The 16,606-nt window shown below is 71.1% G+C and carries 13 protein-coding genes; 6 read left to right on the top strand and 7 right to left on the bottom strand.

Going from position 1 to position 16,606, the window contains the following annotated elements; translation table 11 throughout:
• The first annotated feature begins 63 nt into the window (after nucleotides 1-63).
• From B0I29_RS20150 to B0I29_RS20135, 4 genes are read left to right on the top strand one after another with little or no spacing between them, the layout of a single operon-like run.
• The gene (locus B0I29_RS20150) at nucleotides 64-3,162 is read left to right on the top strand and encodes an ATP-binding protein (RefSeq protein ID WP_111650583.1); all 3,099 of its coding nucleotides are present in this window, start codon (nucleotides 64-66) and stop codon (nucleotides 3,160-3,162) included.
• 4 nt (nucleotides 3,163-3,166) lie between these two features.
• Nucleotides 3,167-6,202, top strand: a complete 3,036-nt coding sequence (locus B0I29_RS20145; protein WP_220091375.1) for an ATP-binding protein — start codon at nucleotides 3,167-3,169, stop codon at nucleotides 6,200-6,202.
• A 49-nt stretch (nucleotides 6,203-6,251) separates the two neighbouring features.
• The gene (locus tag B0I29_RS20140) at nucleotides 6,252-7,046 is read left to right on the top strand and encodes an SAM-dependent methyltransferase (RefSeq protein ID WP_111650582.1); all 795 of its coding nucleotides are present in this window, start codon (nucleotides 6,252-6,254) and stop codon (nucleotides 7,044-7,046) included.
• A gap of 55 nt (nucleotides 7,047-7,101) precedes the next feature.
• Nucleotides 7,102-7,350 carry a hypothetical protein gene (locus B0I29_RS20135; protein WP_111650581.1) on the top strand — a complete coding sequence of 83 codons (249 nt, stop codon included), beginning with the start codon at nucleotides 7,102-7,104 and terminating at the stop codon, nucleotides 7,348-7,350.
• Nucleotides 7,351-7,379: 29 nt separating this feature from the next.
• On the opposite strand, the gene B0I29_RS20130 is transcribed toward B0I29_RS20135, so the two are convergent.
• Nucleotides 7,380-7,895 (bottom strand): DUF4097 family beta strand repeat-containing protein, encoded by a 516-nt coding sequence (locus tag B0I29_RS20130; protein WP_245972636.1) that lies wholly within the window; start codon nucleotides 7,893-7,895, stop codon nucleotides 7,380-7,382.
• Nucleotides 7,896-8,027: 132 nt separating this feature from the next.
• On the opposite strand from B0I29_RS20130, the gene B0I29_RS45795 reads away from it, so the two are divergent.
• Nucleotides 8,028-8,183 carry a hypothetical protein gene (locus B0I29_RS45795; RefSeq protein ID WP_092549807.1) on the top strand — a complete coding sequence of 52 codons (156 nt, stop codon included), beginning with the start codon at nucleotides 8,028-8,030 and terminating at the stop codon, nucleotides 8,181-8,183.
• Nucleotides 8,184-8,281: 98 nt separating this feature from the next.
• Here B0I29_RS45795 and B0I29_RS20125 read toward each other — a convergent pair whose 3' ends face one another.
• From B0I29_RS20125 to B0I29_RS20100, 6 genes are all read right to left on the bottom strand, one after another.
• A complete protein-coding gene (locus tag B0I29_RS20125; protein WP_111650580.1) occupies nucleotides 8,282-8,623 on the bottom strand; it encodes an ankyrin repeat domain-containing protein in 342 nt (113 codons plus the stop codon).
• A gap of 68 nt (nucleotides 8,624-8,691) precedes the next feature.
• On the bottom strand, nucleotides 8,692-9,432 hold the full coding sequence (locus tag B0I29_RS20120; RefSeq protein ID WP_111650579.1) for a hypothetical protein: 741 nt from the start codon (nucleotides 9,430-9,432) through the stop codon (nucleotides 8,692-8,694).
• Between the two features lie 46 nt (nucleotides 9,433-9,478).
• Nucleotides 9,479-9,688, bottom strand: a complete 210-nt coding sequence (locus tag B0I29_RS20115) for a hypothetical protein (RefSeq protein WP_111650578.1) — start codon at nucleotides 9,686-9,688, stop codon at nucleotides 9,479-9,481.
• 52 nt (nucleotides 9,689-9,740) lie between these two features.
• Nucleotides 9,741-12,044, bottom strand: coding sequence for a putative bifunctional diguanylate cyclase/phosphodiesterase (locus B0I29_RS20110; protein ID WP_111650577.1), 2,304 nt, complete (start codon nucleotides 12,042-12,044; stop codon nucleotides 9,741-9,743).
• 50 nt (nucleotides 12,045-12,094) lie between these two features.
• Nucleotides 12,095-13,114: a glycoside hydrolase family 11 protein gene (locus tag B0I29_RS20105; RefSeq protein ID WP_111650576.1), complete on the bottom strand. Its 1,020-nt coding sequence runs from the start codon at nucleotides 13,112-13,114 to the stop codon at nucleotides 12,095-12,097.
• A gap of 223 nt (nucleotides 13,115-13,337) precedes the next feature.
• Nucleotides 13,338-15,317: a putative bifunctional diguanylate cyclase/phosphodiesterase gene (locus tag B0I29_RS20100; RefSeq protein ID WP_111650575.1), complete on the bottom strand. Its 1,980-nt coding sequence runs from the start codon at nucleotides 15,315-15,317 to the stop codon at nucleotides 13,338-13,340.
• A 103-nt stretch (nucleotides 15,318-15,420) separates the two neighbouring features.
• Here B0I29_RS20100 and B0I29_RS20095 point away from each other — a divergent pair, with 103 nt between their 5' ends.
• Nucleotides 15,421-16,602 carry a branched-chain amino acid ABC transporter substrate-binding protein gene (locus B0I29_RS20095; RefSeq protein ID WP_111650574.1) on the top strand — a complete coding sequence of 394 codons (1,182 nt, stop codon included), beginning with the start codon at nucleotides 15,421-15,423 and terminating at the stop codon, nucleotides 16,600-16,602.
• Nucleotides 16,603-16,606: the final 4 nt, after the last annotated feature.

Raw genomic sequence — 16,606 nt, 5'->3', positions numbered from 1 at the left:
GGTAAAACGACTTGGCAGGCTAGAGCATAAGCACCAGCACCGATAGGGTTTCGTCTCGTGGCCATGCGCTTGCAGATTCTCGGCCCGCTGCGGCTCTGGCGCGACGGTGCCGAGTCGCATCCTCTTCCCCGGCAGCAGGCACATCTGCTCGCCGCCCTTCTCGTGTCGGCCGGACAGCCGGTCAGCACGGCTGAGCTGATCGACCTGGTCTGGGCCGACGAGGATGTTCCGGCCAGCGCGCTGAACATCCTCCAGAAGTACGTCGGTGAGCTGCGGCGTCTGCTCGAACCGTCGCTGCCGGCCCGCGAGTCCGGCTCCTACCTGCAGCGTCACGGCAACGGCTACCTGTTCGACGCGGCCCCGGACGTGCTGGACCTTCTCGCCTTCCGCACGCTCGTGGCCGGCGCCCGGGCGGCCACCGGCGAGCGGAGCCTCGACTCCTATGCGGAGGCGCTGGGCCTGTGGCACGGACCGGCGGGTAGCGGACTGACCCCCAACGCGGCGTTCGCCGGGCTGAACGGCGAGTTCTTCGACGCGTGTGTCGCGGCCACCGGGATCGCCGTGGAGCTGGGCCGGCCGGCCCGGGTGCTCACGCCGCTGACGCTCGCCGCCTCGATGGCGCCGTTGCACGAACCGGTCCAGGCGAGCCTCATCCTCGCGCTGGCCGCGTCCGGGCAGCAGGCCGAGGCGTTGTCGGTGTTCGAGGCGGTTCGCCTGCGGCTCGCCGACGAGCTCGGCGTCCTGCCCGGACCGGCGTTGCGGGCAGCACACCAGCGGGTGCTGCGCCCCGCGCAAGAACCGGCGTCCGCAGCGGCGAAAGCACCTAGAGCGACTCACGGGGACGGCCTGGTCGGCCGGATCGACGAGGCCCGGATCGTGGGGTCCACTCTCGCCGGTGGCATCGGGCTCGTTCTCGTCGAGGGCGAACCCGGCGTCGGCAAGACCCGGCTCCTCGAGGAGACGACCAGGCCGGCCGACCGGCACGGCACGCTTGTCGTCTGGGGCCGGTGCCTGGAAGGCGCCGGGACGCCGTCGATGTGGCCGTGGGTGCAGGTCATCGAGGCGCTGATCGACAGCCTGCCGCAACCCGCCAGGGAGAAGCGGCTGGCCGGCGAGCTGGGCCGGCTCGTCCGACCCGGTCACGGGGTGCAGGGCGGCCCTCTGATGCCCGACAGCGGCGCGCAGTTCCGCCTCTTCGAGGAGGCCACGGCCGTCGTCGGCGAAGTCGCGACACGGCAGCCGGTCGTGCTGGTCTTCGACGACCTCCAGTGGGCGGACAGCTCCTCGCTGCTGTTGTTGAGTCATCTGGCTGCCCGGCTGCCGCGGCGTACCGTGCTGATCGGCGCGCTCCGCAACCGCGCGCCCGTGCCCGGATCGGAGCTGACCCGGTTCCTCGCCGCCGCGAGCCGGCTGCCGGGCCATCGCCGGATCCGGCTCGGCCCGCTGGTGCCGGACGAGGTGGCCGAGCTGGTCCGGCGCGAGACCGGCCGCAACCCCACCGCCGGTGTCGCGGCCCGGATCCACGCGCGTACCGCCGGCAATCCGTTCTTCGTCCGTGAGCTGACCCGGTTGCTCGCGACCGACCAGGGTGTCATCACCGCCGCCGCCGCGACCAGGGCCGAGGTGCCGTCCACGGTGCGTGACGTGGTCCACGACCGGATGGCTGGGCTCGACGACGACGCGACCGCCCTGCTGCAGATCGCCGCGCTGGTCGGCCGCAACGTCGAGCTGGGCCTGCTGGCCCACGCCGCCGGCCTGGACGCGCGGACCTGCCTGGCCCGCCTGGAACCGGCGGAGGCCCTGGTCCTGCTCGGTCCAGCGCCCGGCGATCCATTCTCGCTGCGCTTCGCCCACGACCTGGTCCGCGAGTCGGTCGCCGCGGCCACGCCGTCGATGTCGGCGCCCCGGCTGCACCTGCGGCTCGCCGACGCGCTCGAACACACCGCGCCGGGCGCGTACCCCGAGCGCCTCGCCCACCATCTGCTGGCCGCCGGCCCGCTCGCCGAGCCGGCCCGGACCGCTGTCGCTCTGGTACGCGCGGGGAGCAACGCGGCGGCGAAATCCGCGCTGGAAGCCGCGGAACGTCAGCTCCGGTCCGCCACCCAGGTCGCCCGGATGGCGGGCCTGGCGGAGCTGGAACTCTCCGCACTGAAACAGCTCGCCGCGGTGGTCGGAATGCGGTCGTTGTACGGCGGCGCCGCGGCACTCGACCTGCTGGAACGCGCCGAACACCTGGCCCGTGGCCTGGGCCGGGAACGCGAGGCCGCCGACTTCCTCTTCTCCCGCTGGGCCGGGTACGCGCAGACCATCGAACTCGACCGTGCCGAACCCCTGGCCCAGCAGCTGTACGAACAGGTCTCGTCGCCCGACCCCACCATCCGGGCGTACGGCCTGAACGCCTGGGGCATCCACCAGTGGGACATCGGCAACATCGGGCAGGGCGTCCGGTACCTCGAACAGGCCGGGCAGACCCTCGCCGAGTACGCGACGCGGCGTGAGGACGACCCGCTGCGGCACGACCTGCAGATGCTCCCGGCCGGGATCTTCGCGGAGATGACGGCCCAGCACGGCGACCTCGGCACCGCTCAGATGCTGCTCGACGCGCTGGAGGCCACCGCCGGGGACGACCCGTACATGATCACGGTGTGGGCCTCGATGGCCGCGCGGATCGCCGCGAACGCCGGCGATCCGGCGGCGGCGCTGCGCGCGGCGGAGCGGGGAATCGCCGCGGACCCCGAGTTCACGTTCGTCTTCATGGGCACGTACCAGCGGCTGGCCCGGCACTGGGCGCAGGCGATGACCGGCCAGGACCCGGCCGGGGCCGCGGACCGGGCCGAGCGCCTGGTCCTGAAGAACCTGCTCGACCCGCCGCGCTCGTGTGTCGCCACCTGGTTCGGCCTGCTCGCTGAGGCGCGGCTGGCGGCCGGGCAGCTGGACCTGGCCGCGGCGGCCCTGGACCGGGCCGAGTGGGCGCTCGACACGTTCGGGCAGCGGTACCCCGAGGGCCTGATCCTGCTGATCCGCGCGCGGCTGTCGCAGGCCCGCGGCGAGCCGGCCGCCGTCGTGCGGGCCGCCGCCGAACGGGCGCGGTCGGTCTCGGTCACGGGCGAGGCCCATCTGTACGCACGCCGTGCCGAGAAGTTGCTGGCCGGGGAATACTGACACCGTGTCACCGCCCCGCATCGAGATTCTCGGACCCCTGCGCGTCCGGCGCGACGGCACCGAAGTGGACACCGGTCCACGCCAGCAGGCGCTGCTGCTCGTTCTGCTGGCCGCGCGGGCCGGCCGGCCGGTCGGCACCGACGAGCTGATCGACCTGATCTGGGAGGACGACGTCCCGGCCAGCGCGCTCAACCTCGTCCAGAAATACGTGGGCGCGCTCCGGCGGCTGCTGGAACCGGATCTGCCGCCGCGGGCCACCGGATCGTTCCTGCACCGCAGGGGCAACAGCTACGTGTTCGTGGCCGGCCCCGGTGTGCTGGACCTCGCCGATTTCCGGGACCTCGTCGCGACGGCCCCGGCGTCGCTCGACTCCTGCGTCGAAGCCCTGGAACTCTGGCGCGGCCCGGTCGGAGCGGAGTGGGGTCCCGCGCCGGCGGCGGCGTCCGTGTTCGCCGCGCTCGACGGCGAGCTCCTCGGCGCCTGCGCCACTGCGGCACGGCTCGCCATCGCGCTCGATCAGCCGGACCGCGTCCTGCGGCCGCTGCGCCTGGCCGCGTCGATGGCGCCGCTGCACGAACCCGTCCAGGCGGCGCTGGTGTCGGTGCTGAACGCCGTTGGGCGTACCCAAGAAGCTGATTTTGTCTTGGAGCGGGTGAACGCTCGGCTGGTCGACGAGCTGGGCATCGAGCCCGGCCCCGCTCTGCTCGCCGCTCGTGAGATCGCGGTGCCGGCGCTGGGGCTGGTCGGTCGCACCGAGGAGCTCGCGGTGCTGCGGCAGGCGATGGATTCCGCACTGGCCGGGGGAACCGGGCTGGTCCTGGTGGAGGGCGAACCCGGTGCGGGCAAGACGCGGCTGGTCGAGGAGGCGGCCGGTGAGGCCGGCCGGCGGGGCGCGCACGTCGTGTGGGGGCAGTGTCTGGAGGACGGCGGCGCGCCCTCGATGTGGCCGTGGATGCGCGCGGTCGGCATGATCCTCGACGCGCTGCCGGCGGAGAGCCGTGGCGAGTGGCTGACCAGTGAGCTGGGCTCCCTCGTCGAGATGGGCTCGCTCACCGAGCCGGCGGCACCGGACCCCGGAAGCCAGTTCCGTCTCTTCGAACGGGTGGTCGCCCTGATCGGGCGGCTTGCCACAGCACGGCCGGTGGTGCTGGTCATCGACGACCTCCAGTGGGCCGACCTCGCCTCGCTCGCGCTCTTCGCTCACCTCGCGGCCCGGCTCCCGAGCGGTACGGTGACCGTCGGTGTGCTCCGTGACCGCGCGCCGGCGCAGAACCTGGCCCGGCTGCTCGCCGCGATCAGCCGGATGTCCGGGAACCGCCGGATCCAGCTGGGTCCGCTGGAACCGGCCGAGGTGGCCGAGCTGGTTCGCCGCGAGATCGGCCACGATCCGGGCGAGGGCGTCGCCCGCAACATCCACGCGCGGACCGCCGGCAACCCGTTCTTCGTCCAGGAGCTGGCCCGGCTGCTCGCCGCCGGCGGCACCATCGCCGCCGTGCCGTCCACCGTCCGCGACGTCGTCCGCGACCGCGTCTCCCACCTCGACGACGACGCCCGGGACCTGCTCCAGGTCGCCGCCCTCATCGGCCGCGACGTCGACCTCCGGCTGCTGGCCCAGGTCGCCGGCATCGACGTGCCGGCCTGCCTCGACCGCCTCGAGCCGATCGAGCAGCTGGGCCTGCTCGTCGATGTCCGCGACAACCCGTACGCGCGGCGTTTCGCCCACGACCTGGTCCGCGAGGCGGTCGACACGACCACGTCGCCGCACCGCAAGGTCCAGCTGCATCTGCGCCTCGCGGACGCGCTGGAAGCCGGCGACACCAAGGTCGAATCGGTCGCCGAGCGGGTCGCCCACCATCTCTGGGCCGCCGGTCCGCTGGCCGAACCCGCGCGCACCGCGGACGCGTTGATCTGTGCCGGTCGCCGGGCCGCGGCCAAGTCCGCTCTCGACGCGGCCGGGCAGCACCTGCGGTCGGCGGCTCAGCTGGCCCGGACGGCGGGCCTGGCCGAGCTGGAATTGTCCGCGTTGTCGCAGCTCACCGTCGTGGTCGGGATGGGATCGGGGTACGCCGGTTCGACGACCGAGCTGCTGGAACGCGCTGAGCACGTCGCCCGGGAACTCGGTCGTGACCAGGAGGCGGTCAACTTCCTGATCTCCCGGCTGGCCGCGGACTGCCAGGGGCTGCGGCTCGACCGCGCCGACCGGCTGGCCGGTCAGTTCCTCAAGCAGAGCGAGGCGTCGGCGGACCCGATGCTGCGCGCGTACGGCCTGCATTCCTGGGCCATCTACCAGTGGGCGATCGGTGAGATCGGTGAGGCCGTCGAATATCAGAGTCGCTCGGACCGGACCCTGCTGGAGGACATCGACGGGGACAGCGCGTACCCGCTGCGGCGTGACCTGCATCTGATCGCGGCCGGGATGCACGCGGAGATCTCCGCGCTGCACGGCGACCTCAACGCGGCACGGCCGGTGCTCGACACCCTCGAAGCGGCCGGCGACGACCCGTACGCGATCACGCTCTGGGCCGCGTTCGCCTCGACGATCGCGGCGCTGGCCGGCGACCCCGCCTGGGCGTTGCGTACCGCCGGCCGGGGCATCGCCGAGGACCCCGGTTTCTCCTTCGCCTTCTTCGGCGCCCATCTGCGCATGAACCGCTGCTGGGCGCTCGCGGTGACCGGCCAGGATCCGGCCGGCGCCGCCGCCGAGGCCGAGGCCGTGCTCACCGCGAAGCTGCTGGACCCGCCGCTCACCGGCCTCGCCACCTGGTACGGCCTGATCGCCGAGATGTGGCTGGCCGCGGACCGGGTGGACGCCGCGGCCACCGCGCTCGACCGGGCCGATCAGGTCGTCGAGGCGTACGGCGAGCGTTACGCGGAAGGGTTCCTGCTCCTGCTGCGTGCCCGGTTGCTACGGGCCGGTGGTGCGCCCGCGGGCGTCGTGCGGGCCGCCGCCGAGCGCGCCCGGGCGCTGTCCGCCGGGCGCGGCGCGCACCTGTTCACCCGCCGCGCCGAGGAACTGCTGCGCGAACTGCCGGAAAGATAATCGGCACTGTCCACTTGCGATTGTCGGGCGCGCGGCGTAGAACGTCCGCATGGCGTCCACGGATGATCAGACTTCGGCCCAGCTTCAGCCGGATGTGCCGCACGCGGCGCGCATCTGGAACTACTGGATGGGAGGTAAGGACAACTTCGCGGCCGACCGGGCCGCCGGTGACGCGGTCGCGCAGGTCTATCCCGAGATCGTCCTGATGGCGAAGCAGTCGCGCCGGTTCCTCATCCGGGTCGTTCACCACCTGGCCGCCGAGGCCGGCATCCGGCAGTTCCTCGACATCGGCACCGGGTTGCCGACCATGCAGAACACCCACGAGGTCGCGCAGGCCGTCGCGCCCGAGTCCCGCGTGGTCTACGTGGACAACGACCCGCTCGTGCTGGTGCACGCCCGGGCGCTGATGGCCGAGACGACCCAGGGCGGCCGGACCGTTCACGTCGACGCCGATTACCACGACCCGGACCGGATCCTGGCCACCGCGCGGCAGGAGCTCGACTTCTCCCAGCCCATCGGCGTGATGTTCATGGGCGTGCTGGGTTACGAGCCGGATCTCAAGGTCGCGGCCTCCATCGTGAATCGGATCATGGACGCGGCGCCGTCCGGCAGTTATCTGGTGCTGTGGGACGGCACCGACACCACGCCGGCCGTTGTCGAGGGCGCCGAGCGGCTGGCCCAGAACGGCGGCGTGCCGTACATCCTGCGCAGCCCGGACGAGATCGGCAGCCTGTTCGACGGCCTGGAGCTGGTCGAGCCGGGCCTCGTGCAGATCACCAACTGGCGTCCGGACGACGAGGCCGAGTGGCTGGACGCGTACGGAGCGGTGGCCCGCAAGCCCTGATCACGATCATGGGGGCATTCCTCGACCGCCGGACCCGATGGCCGATACTGCACCTGTGACCTCGACAGACGACAACGCCCAGCCAGAAGAAAAACAGCGGAAACCGTTCAACACCGGCTGGGCCCTGCCGGTTGCCGGGCTGCTCTTCGGTGCCTACTTCCTGGTCAGTGCCGCCCTCACCCTCCGGGAGAAGCACGGGAACGGGCTGTTCGCCCTGCTCATCGCCGGGATCGTGATCATCGTGGGCGGGATCGGCGCGGTACTGTTCCGGACATACCGCGCCGAAAAGGCCGCACAAAAGTAGCTGTCAGCCCATCGCGGCCTTGACGGCCGTCAGAGGCTGTGGGCGACGATGTCGCCGTGCTGGGTGGTCGCGTGGATGTCCAGCCCGGCGGATCCGTCGTTCTTGAGCCGGTTGTCGACCCGGCCGTACGCGGTGCCGGCGTTCAGCACCGCTGAGACGCCCGGCGCCGCGCCAACCGAGATCGTCCCGGCCTGGGTACGCAGAACCACCGCACCCCGCACCGCCTCGGTGATCCGGATGTCACCCTTGGCCGTGCTGATCTCCGCAGCGCCGGTGAGCCGGCCGACCGTGACGTCGCCGGCGGCCACGCTCAGCCGGGCGCTCGCCGCCGCGTCGAGGTCGATCGGGCCCTGCGCGGTCTCGAAGACGACGTCGCCGAGGCGTCCGGTGCCCCGGAAGTCGGCGGCGGCTGCCTTGCCCTCCACCCTGGAGCCGGCCGCAACCCGCACGGTGACCGCGATGGAACCCGGGTTGCCGTACGCCTGCGGGCCCGTGCGATCGGTGTTTCGCGGTGACTCACTGACAATGACCGCCGGCGCCGACACGGCTCTGACAGCGCGCTGACACCCGTCCGTGGCAGATGTCAGCCAACCCATTTATTTAAAGGGATTGGTTTTTCGATGGGCTGGGTACCAACTGCCCGGCGGGGAAACCCCCGGACGAAACGGAGCAAAGTCATGCTGGTTCTTGGACTCATCCTGCTGCTGCTGGGCATCTTCCTGAAGGTGTCGATCCTTTACACGATCGGCATCGTCCTCCTGGTGATCGGTGCTGTGCTGTGGATCCTCGGTGCTGTCGGCCGCCCGGTCGGTGGTCGAAAAGTATGGTTCTAACGAGCCGCTGGTCATGACCAGCTTCTAGGCGATGCTGAAAAGGGCGCCCCGCTTTGCGGGGGCGCCCTTTCGCGCGTTCCGGCCACTGCGGGCCACCATCAGCGCAGCAGCGCGGCCATCTCCGGCAGTTTGAAGAATTCCGCCGTGGCCACGGCCGAGGGCATTCCACCGTCCGGGTCGGCGCCGGCCTCGCGCAGCACCCTCACCTCGCCGGCGTTCTGCCGGAAGACCGCCGCGGAGAGTGCGGACTGGCCCCGGTCGTTGACGCGATTCGGATCGGCGCCCTGCTCCAGCAGGGCGGTCACCGTGTCGAGGTGATTGTGGTACGCCGCCAGAATCAGCAGCGTGTCGCCCTTGTCGTTGGTGAGGTTGACCGGCAGCCCCGCGATGACGTTGCCGATGAGTTCCTCGGTGCCACCGGTGCGGGCCAGGTCGAACATCCGGTGAGCAAACGCGATCGCCTCTTCATCCAGTTCAGTCACGCCTGAACACTAGCCGCGCCCGAGCCTCAGGCCGGCTGCTGCACCCAGCGGCGTTCGCGGACCGGCGCCACCTGGCTGTCGCGGCGCGGCAGGTACCGGGTCAGGACGGCGGCCTGCGCGAGCGCCTCGCCGGCCTCGAAGCGCAGGCTGTCCCGGGTCGCCAGTGCCAGCTCGGCGTCGTGCCACGCGGTCTTCTCCGCGGCCTGGGCGTCACGGCACACCTGCTGCCGGTACGCGGCCACGGCCCGGGTGATGGCGAACTCCTGCTCCACCGGGTGCAGCCGGGCGTCGAAGGCGATCGTGGTGAGCGCGTCGCCGGGCAGGTCACCACGGGCCACCGCGGTGTCCACGGTCCGGAGCAGGAAACGCTCGCGCTCGGCGTACTCGGACGGGGTGCGCAGGCTCCACGCCGGACGGAACGCGGCGGCCGCGCGGGCCCGGGCCACCTGCTGCTCGGCGTCCTGCCACCGCTGCCATGCCAGGCTGGCGTTCTCCTCGGCCTGCTGCCAGCTCTCGTGCCAGCGCTGCGCGGCCACTGTGGCACGGTCGGCGGCCACGGCCACCTCGCCGGCGTACCGCTCGGCGGTGACGGCTTCGTTCTGCCGACGTTCCCGCTCCTCGTGGCGGCGGCGCAGGAATCCGAAGGTGTCCAGGGCCGTCTGCCGCGGGTCGACGATCGCCCGCGTGCTGGCGAGCATCAGCAGCGCCGGCAGCGACAACAGCATCAGTACGGCCCAGATGGTGACCGGGGTGATCAGAACATTCATGACGGCAAAACTCCCCAAGAGCAGGATCCACGCGGACGAGAACGAGTCAGGCGTGGAGTGCGGGCGGAGCACGAGAGGCGTCAGCGGCCGGGACGAGCCGGTTCCGCAGCCACCGGGGAGCATCGAAGGCCGGAACCGTGACAACGGGTTCGGCGACGACGACCGGGTGTCCACTGTGCCGGGCAGTGCCGGTCAGCAGTGTGAGCACAAAGGAGACGGACCAGCGCAGCACCAGGCGCGCCGAGTCCGAGATCATGCTATTACCGTACCCAAGGGGGCTGATCTGAACCGCGCGCCACGCGGCATGATCAGGCGGCAAGGCCCGGCGCTGCCCCCATCGGGCGATATGCGGCGATCGCCTCGGCCGGCAACGGGCGGGCGAAGTGGTAACCCTGAGCGAACCGGTAACCGAGCCGGTAGAGCTCCGCGGCCTGCTCGGCGGTCTCCACGCCCTCGGCCACCGCCCGCAGGTTCATGCCGGCGCAGATGCGGATCAGTGCCGCGGCCACCACCGCCTGCTGGCCGCCCTCGGTGATGTCGTCGATGAACGACTTGTCGACCTTCAGGATGTCGGCCGGGCAGGTGCGCAGCAGCCCCAGCGACGAGTGGCCGGTGCCGAAGTCGTCGAGCGCGATGCTGACGCCGAGCGCGGCGATCGCATGCAGCTCGGTGAGTGCGGTGCCGCCGTCGAAGACCGCCGTCTCGGTGACCTCGACGGTCAGCATGTGCGGCGCCAGCCCGGTCCGGCGCAGCACCGCCGCCACCTCACCGGCGAAACCGGCCTCCCGCAGCTGGCGGGCGGACACGTTCACGCTGACCGTGCGCGGCGCGGCGCCGCCGAGCTCGTACGCCCAGCGGGCCGCCTGCCGGCACGCCTCCTCCAGGATCCAGGCGCCCAGCGGCACGATCAGCCCGGTGCGCTCGGCGGCCGGGATGAACAGCCCCGGCCCGATCGGGCCACGTTCCGGATGGGTCCAGCGGATCAGCGCCTCCACCCCGTGCAGCTCGCCGCCGGGCAGCGCCACGATCGGCTGGTAATGCAGCTGCAGCTGGCCGGTGTCCAGCGCGGTACGCAGATCGGCGGCGAGCCGGGCCTGTTCGGCGGACCGCTGGTCCATCTCGGCGCTGTAGACCACCTGCCGGCCCTTGCCCTGGCTCTTCGCCTCGTACATCGCGACGTCGGCCCGGCGCAGCAGCTCGTCGGCGGTGTCGCCGGCCCGGGCGCGGGCCACGCCGATGCTTGCTTCGACGACGAGTTCGTGGTCGGCGGCGTGCAACGGCAGGCGCAGGTGAGCGGCGATGGCGGCCGGTGTGGTGGTGTCGCCGCCGCGCAGCAGCAGCGCGTACTCGTCGCCGCCGAGCCGGGCCACCATGCCGTCGTGCGGGGTCTGCGCCACGATCCGCTCGGCGACCGCGATGAGCAGGGCGTCACCGACGGCATGGCCGAGGTCGTCGTTGATCGCTTTGAAGTCGTCCAGGTCGATCAGGGCCACGCTGACCGTGGACAGGTCGTCGGTCAGGGCGGCGGCGACCTCGCGGAGCAGAACCGCCCGGTTCGGCAGGTCGGTGAGCACGTCGTGGGTCGCCCGATGTGCCAGTTCCCGCTGGCGGGCGTCCAGGTCGTCGAGCAGCCGGACGTTGTCGCGCAGCGCGACCATCTGCCGGCCGGCGACCAGCAGCGTCACGGTGACCGCGCCGACGGCGACCACCATCAGATCGGAGGTGCGCCCGGCCGCGGAGATCAGCAGCAGGCCGGCGGTCAGCAGCACCGCGGCGTACGGCATCACACTGAGCCGCCGTGGCAACGGACGCGGCAGCGGCCGGCCCGCCCGGCTCGCCCGCAGCTGACGGTCGGCGGCCAGGCAGAGCACCAGACAGACCGCCGGCAGCAGGATGTGGGTGTTGTTCAGGTAGGGCCGGGAGGCGAGCAGCGGGGTCAGCGCCCCGCCGCCGGCGCCGACCGCCCCGGTCAGCGCGAGCAGGTGCAGAGCTCGCCGGTCGATCGGCCCGGTGCCGGTGAAGGCCACCTTCACGAACGCGGACACGCAGACGAGACCGGCCGCCACCACGATGAACACCGTGATCATCCCGGCGGCCGTGTCGCCGGCCCAGCCCTGCCACTGCCGGTAGAACAGATGCCAGCCGAAGGTCAGCACGGTGACGATGACCGTGGCGATGTCCAGGCCGAACCGGGTCCACTCGATCCGGGTACGCCCGGCGCCGGGAATCCTGAGCAGTCCGGCCAGCATGACCAGCAGCCCGGCGACGTACATCGCGGCGGTCGGGCCGCTGATGTGCTGGCCCTGCTGGTCACCGCTGAAGTAGTCGTACGCGGCACCGGCCGAGGCCAGGCCGATCATCAGGACACCGATGGCCACGTACCGCCAGAAGGTCCGGCCGTCCCGCCCGGCCTGCCACGCGGTGCGCACCGACACCGCGACCGAGACCACCGGCGGCAGCCAGCCGATCACGTCCGGGGTCCGGCGGGTGAGACCGATCGAGAACCAGATCGCCGCGATCACCAGTGCGCCCGAGGCCACGGCGAGGGTTCGGGTCAGCCGCCACGGTGTGACGGCAGTCCCGGTCACCTCAGCCGTGCCCCGGGTTCCCACCAGGACCTCATCGGCCGGGCCGCACCGAACTTGAGGCCAAGACCAGCCGATCAGCTCGCTCGGCAGGTCACCGTCGGCCAGGTCCAGTTGCCGTTCGACATGATCGTCACGCCGAAGTTGTTGCCGTTGCCGTTCGGCCTGGCGGTGATCGCCCCGGTCGTGCCGGTGACCGCGGCGTTCCAGCTGTTCTGCAGGCTCTGGCCGCCGTTGAGGTTCAGCGTGACGGTCCAGTTGCTGGTGCCGCTGACCGCGACGTTGAGGTTGAACCGGTCACTCCACTGCTGCCCGGCCGTCAGCGTCGCCGTGCAGTTGCTGCCGGTCGGCGGCGGGCTGGTCGGGGTGGTGGGTGTCGTGCCGCCGCCCTCCCGGACGGTGATGTCCGAGCTGCCGCTGCTCTGATATCCCTCGGTCGCCATCACCTGGTAGCTGTGGTTCGTGCCGAGGTTCAGCCCGGCCCGCGCCCACGCGTCGAAGTGGTTGGCCGTGGTGATCGTGCCGGAGCTGCGCTTCTGCTGACGCACACTCCAGAACTGATAGAACGTCTGGATGCCGTCGATCGACGGCTGGTTGACCCGCTGACTGCGGTAGATGTCGTACGTGCTGCCGTCGGTGGTGACCGAGCCCATCCGGGTGGCGCCGCTGCTCGGGTTGTAGGTGCCGAAGTTCTCCACCACGTAGTACTCGATGAGCGGGCTGCGCGTCCATCCGTACAGCGCCAGATAGCTGTTGCCGTTGGGGTTGTAGCTGCCCGAGTAACTGATCGTCCGGCGGGTGCCGGTGGCCCAGCCCTTGCCGCCGACCCAGTTGTTGGTGCTGTTGCTCCACCTGCTGGTGTACCGGCCGTCGGCGAGCAGCGTCATGCTCGCGTCGCCGCTGTCCTTCCAGAACGAGAAGTAGTACCCGTTGTGGGTTCCGGTCGTGTTCGAGCTGACGGTCCGGTCGGCTTCGGCGTGCGCGACGCCGGCCACCGCGACTGCGGAGACGGCCATCGCCACGGCACAGGCCGCGCCCGCGAGCAGGCGGACGCGGCCCCTTCTGGGGGTTTTCGGGCGTGCGAGATCTGCGGTCATCTGAGGGCTTCCTCCTCAAACAAGGGCTGTCGGGGAACAGCCCTCCGGGGATGACGGCCATTGAAGTCCGTCAGTGCGGATCGTGGCCTGCCGGAACCATCGCTGTCAACAACTTCCGGAAACATTGCGGAAATACCGAAACACCCAAGACCCAGCAAGGGTACGCCCAAAGCCCACGCCCAGCTGAAACGAAACAACCGCCGGATTCCGAAACTTTCGGAGCTCAACCCTGGAAGTTGGGCAACAGCGGCCGGTCCGGGATCACCTCGGCGGCCACCGCCCGCGCCTGCTCGCACGCCGCCGGCAGGTCCGCGGCCGGCACCGGTCGGCTCAGCGCATAACCCTGGGCGAAATCGCAGGACATCTCGCGCAGCCGGGCCAGCGTCTCCACGTCCTCCACGCCTTCGGCCACGACCTCCAGGCCGAGGTTGTGCCCGAGGTCGATCGAGCTGCGCACCATCACCGCGTCGGGCGTGCCGTCGCGCAGATCCCGTACGAAAGTGCGGTCGATCTTGAGTTCGTCGGCCGGGACGTCGCGCAGCTGGACCAGCGAGCTGAACCCGGTGCCGAAGTCGTCCACCGAGACGCTGACGCCGTGCGCGCTGACCTCGCGCAGCGCCTGGACGGCGCGGCCGGGGTCGGTCATGATGCTGGTCTCGGTCAGTTCCAGGCGCAGCAGCTCAGCGGGCAGGCCGGCCGCCGCGATGGCGGCGAGGACGCGGTCGGCGAACGCGTCGTCGTTCAGCGCGCCGGGCGAGACGTTCACCGACACCCGCCAGCGGCGGCCGGCGGCCATCCAGGACGAGGCCTGCCGGACGGCCACCGCGATCAGGTGATGGGTGAGCGGGATCTCCAGTCCCCCGCGCTCGGCGGACGGCAGGAACGCGGCCGGCATCAGCAGACCGCGGTCCGGGTGTTCCCACCGCACGAGTGCCTCGACCGCGACGACTTCGGCGTCGGAGAGGCGTACCTGGGGCTGGTAATGCAGTCGCAGCTGACCGTCCGGGTCGCCGGCGTCCAGCAGGCCGCGCAGGTCGGCGAAGAGCGACATCCGGTCGGGTTCACCGGTGTCGATGCTGGGCTGGTAGACGGCGACGCCGCCACCGCTGTTCTTGGCCCGGTACATGGCCGCGTCAGCGTGCCGGAACAGCTCGTCACCGGCGTCGCCCGGCTCGCCGAGCGCGATGCCGAGGCTACCGCTGATCGCCGCGGTCAGGCCGTCCAGGACGAAGTCGCGCCGCAGCCCGGCGACCAGCTGCTCGGCGAGGGCCCGGACCGCGGTCAGGCCGTTCGCCCGGGTCAGCAGCACGGCGAACTCGTCACCGCCCAGCCGCGCCACCACCCCACGGCCGCCGACGCCACCGGTCAGCCGCCGTCCGGCTTCGATCAGCAGCAGGTCACCGGCCTGGTGGCCGAGCGTGTCGTTGACCGCCTTGAAGCCGTCGAGGTCGATGACCAGGATGGCGACGCTGTTCTTGCCGGCCAGCGCGTGGGTCAGCTCGCGATAGAACAGCTCGCGGTTCGGCAGGCCGGTCAACGGATCGTGCATGGCCCGGTGCTGGCTCTCGACCGCCTGATCGACCAGGCGGCGCTGATGTCCGACGATCAACCTCATGATCATCGCGACCATCGCCAGGCCCAGTCCGAAACCGATCAAAGTACCGACAAGCAACTGCACTTGGGTACGCCGTAACGCGCTCACCTGCTCCTGCGCGTACTCATGAGAGGCCCGTGACACCTCGTCGACGTCGTTCTGGAGCGAGTAGAACGCGGGGGTGACCTCGAGCCGATCGAGCTGGGCGAAGCCCGGATCGCTGTCGGCGACCATGGTGATCAGCTGCTCGGCCAGCTCCCGGTACCGGGCCTGGGCGCGCAGCAACCGCTCGGCGTCCGCGCGCGTCCGGGCGTCATCCTTGGCGGCGACCGAGGAGAGCACCTCGCTGGTGGTGTCGGCGATCTGCGCGAAACGCTGCTGGACGGCGACCGACGGCTCGACCTGATAGTGCCGGAGATTGACCTCCTGCATCGCGACGGCGATCCGCGCCTCGGTGAACAGCATGTCCACCACCAGCGCCTCACGCTGCTGATCGGTCGCGCGCGTGGTGTGCACGATGCCCTGGATGACGTACCCACCGAGGGCGAGCAACACCAGAGCCAGCGATGCCGTCATCACGACGCTGCGTCGGCCGTTGCTCCGGGTCACATCGAAATGATCGGCGCTACGCACGTCTGGTCAAGGGAAAACACCTCAGACTCAGGTCACAAACGCCGAACAGAAGTCCGAGTCTCGCGAACGGAGTCCCTCGGTGCAGAGCCGGATCGTGCTGGGTCTGACGACCGCCGCGCTCGTCTCGGCCGTGCTGGCCGCCTGCGGATCGCCGGACCAGGATTCCTCGGACCGGGCCGGAAAAGCCGCGTCGGAGGCATCGGCCACCACGATCAGGCTGGGCAGCGTGCTGCCCCTGACCGGCCGCAGCAATCACTCCGGCGAGTCGATGCGCAACGGCGCCCAGCTGGCGGTGGACGAGCTGAACGCGGCCGGCGGAGTGCTCGGCAAGCAGATCGAGCTGGTCACCGCTGACGACGCCTGCGACCCGGGTACCGCGGTGAGCGCCGCCCAGGACATCGTCAAGGACGGCATCGCGGTGTCGGTCGGCGGGTACTGCAGCAGTGCCGTCGTACCCACCCTGCGGATCTTCCGGGACGCCGGCATCCCGATGGTCATCGCCCAGGCCAACTCGACGGACCTCACCGAACCCGGGTACGACAGCGTCTTCCTCATCTGCGGGACCGTGGGCGCCGAGGCCGTCTTCGCCGTCGATCGCATCCATCGCCTCGGCGGCAGCCGGCTGGCCGTGGTGCACGACGGCACCAGTTTCTCGCTGACCCTGGCCGACTCCTCGGTCGCCGAGGCGAAGCGCACCAAGACGCTGACCATCACCGACGAGATCAAGCTCAGCCAGGGCGCGCCCGACTACGAGCGCATCGCGCAGACCGTGATCAGCGGCAAGGCCGACACTGTCTACTTCACCGGTTACTACGCCGAGGCGAACCAGCTGATCAAGGACCTGCGCGCCCAGGGTTTCCGCGGCCGGATCGTGGTCGGCGACGGCGCCACCGACGGCCCGCTGCTCAACGACCTGACCACGGCCCAGAGCACCGGCGTTTACGGCACCGCCCTGCTGTTCCCCGAGCTGATGCCCACTCTCAAGGAATGGTCGGCCCGGTACAAGGCGGCCTTCGGTACGAGTCCGGGGCCGTCGACGGTCGAGGCGTACGACGCCGTGCAGGTGGCCGTCGACGCGATCCGGCGCGCCGGGAGCAGCGAGCCCTCGGCGATCCGGCAGGCGCTGACCACCACCGACACCACTGTCGTGTCCGGAGAGGTCAGCTTCCGCGCGGACGGCACGCGTACCGTCCCGACGTTCCTGCTGCTGCGCGCCGAGGACCAGGCCTTCGTCCTCGACGCGCTCACCGACGCGAACTGACGGG

Origin of the sequence: Actinoplanes lutulentus (genome assembly GCF_003259845.1) — a bacterium.
In the GTDB taxonomy this organism is placed as follows: Bacteria; Actinomycetota; Actinomycetes; order Mycobacteriales; family Micromonosporaceae; genus Actinoplanes; species Actinoplanes lutulentus.
Note: the sequence above shows the minus strand (reverse complement) of the source record. Positions and strands in the feature narration are given on the sequence as shown.

What these genes read in the sequence shown, in the direction of transcription:
- B0I29_RS20150 (WP_111650583.1), top strand. Translation starts at nt 64, where the DNA reads ATGCGCTTGCAGATTCTCGGCCCGCTGCGGCTCTGGCGCGACGGTGCC.
- B0I29_RS20140 (WP_111650582.1), top strand. Translation starts at nt 6,252, where the DNA reads ATGGCGTCCACGGATGATCAGACTTCGGCCCAGCTTCAGCCGGATGTG.
- B0I29_RS45795 (WP_092549807.1), top strand. Translation starts at nt 8,028, where the DNA reads ATGCTGGTTCTTGGACTCATCCTGCTGCTGCTGGGCATCTTCCTGAAG.
- B0I29_RS20125 (WP_111650580.1), bottom strand. Translation starts at nt 8,623, where the DNA reads ATGTTCGACCTGGCCCGCACCGGTGGCACCGAGGAACTCATCGGCAAC.
- B0I29_RS20120 (WP_111650579.1), bottom strand. Translation starts at nt 9,432, where the DNA reads ATGAATGTTCTGATCACCCCGGTCACCATCTGGGCCGTACTGATGCTG.
- B0I29_RS20115 (WP_111650578.1), bottom strand. Translation starts at nt 9,688, where the DNA reads ATGATCTCGGACTCGGCGCGCCTGGTGCTGCGCTGGTCCGTCTCCTTT.
- B0I29_RS20105 (WP_111650576.1), bottom strand. Translation starts at nt 13,114, where the DNA reads ATGACCGCAGATCTCGCACGCCCGAAAACCCCCAGAAGGGGCCGCGTC.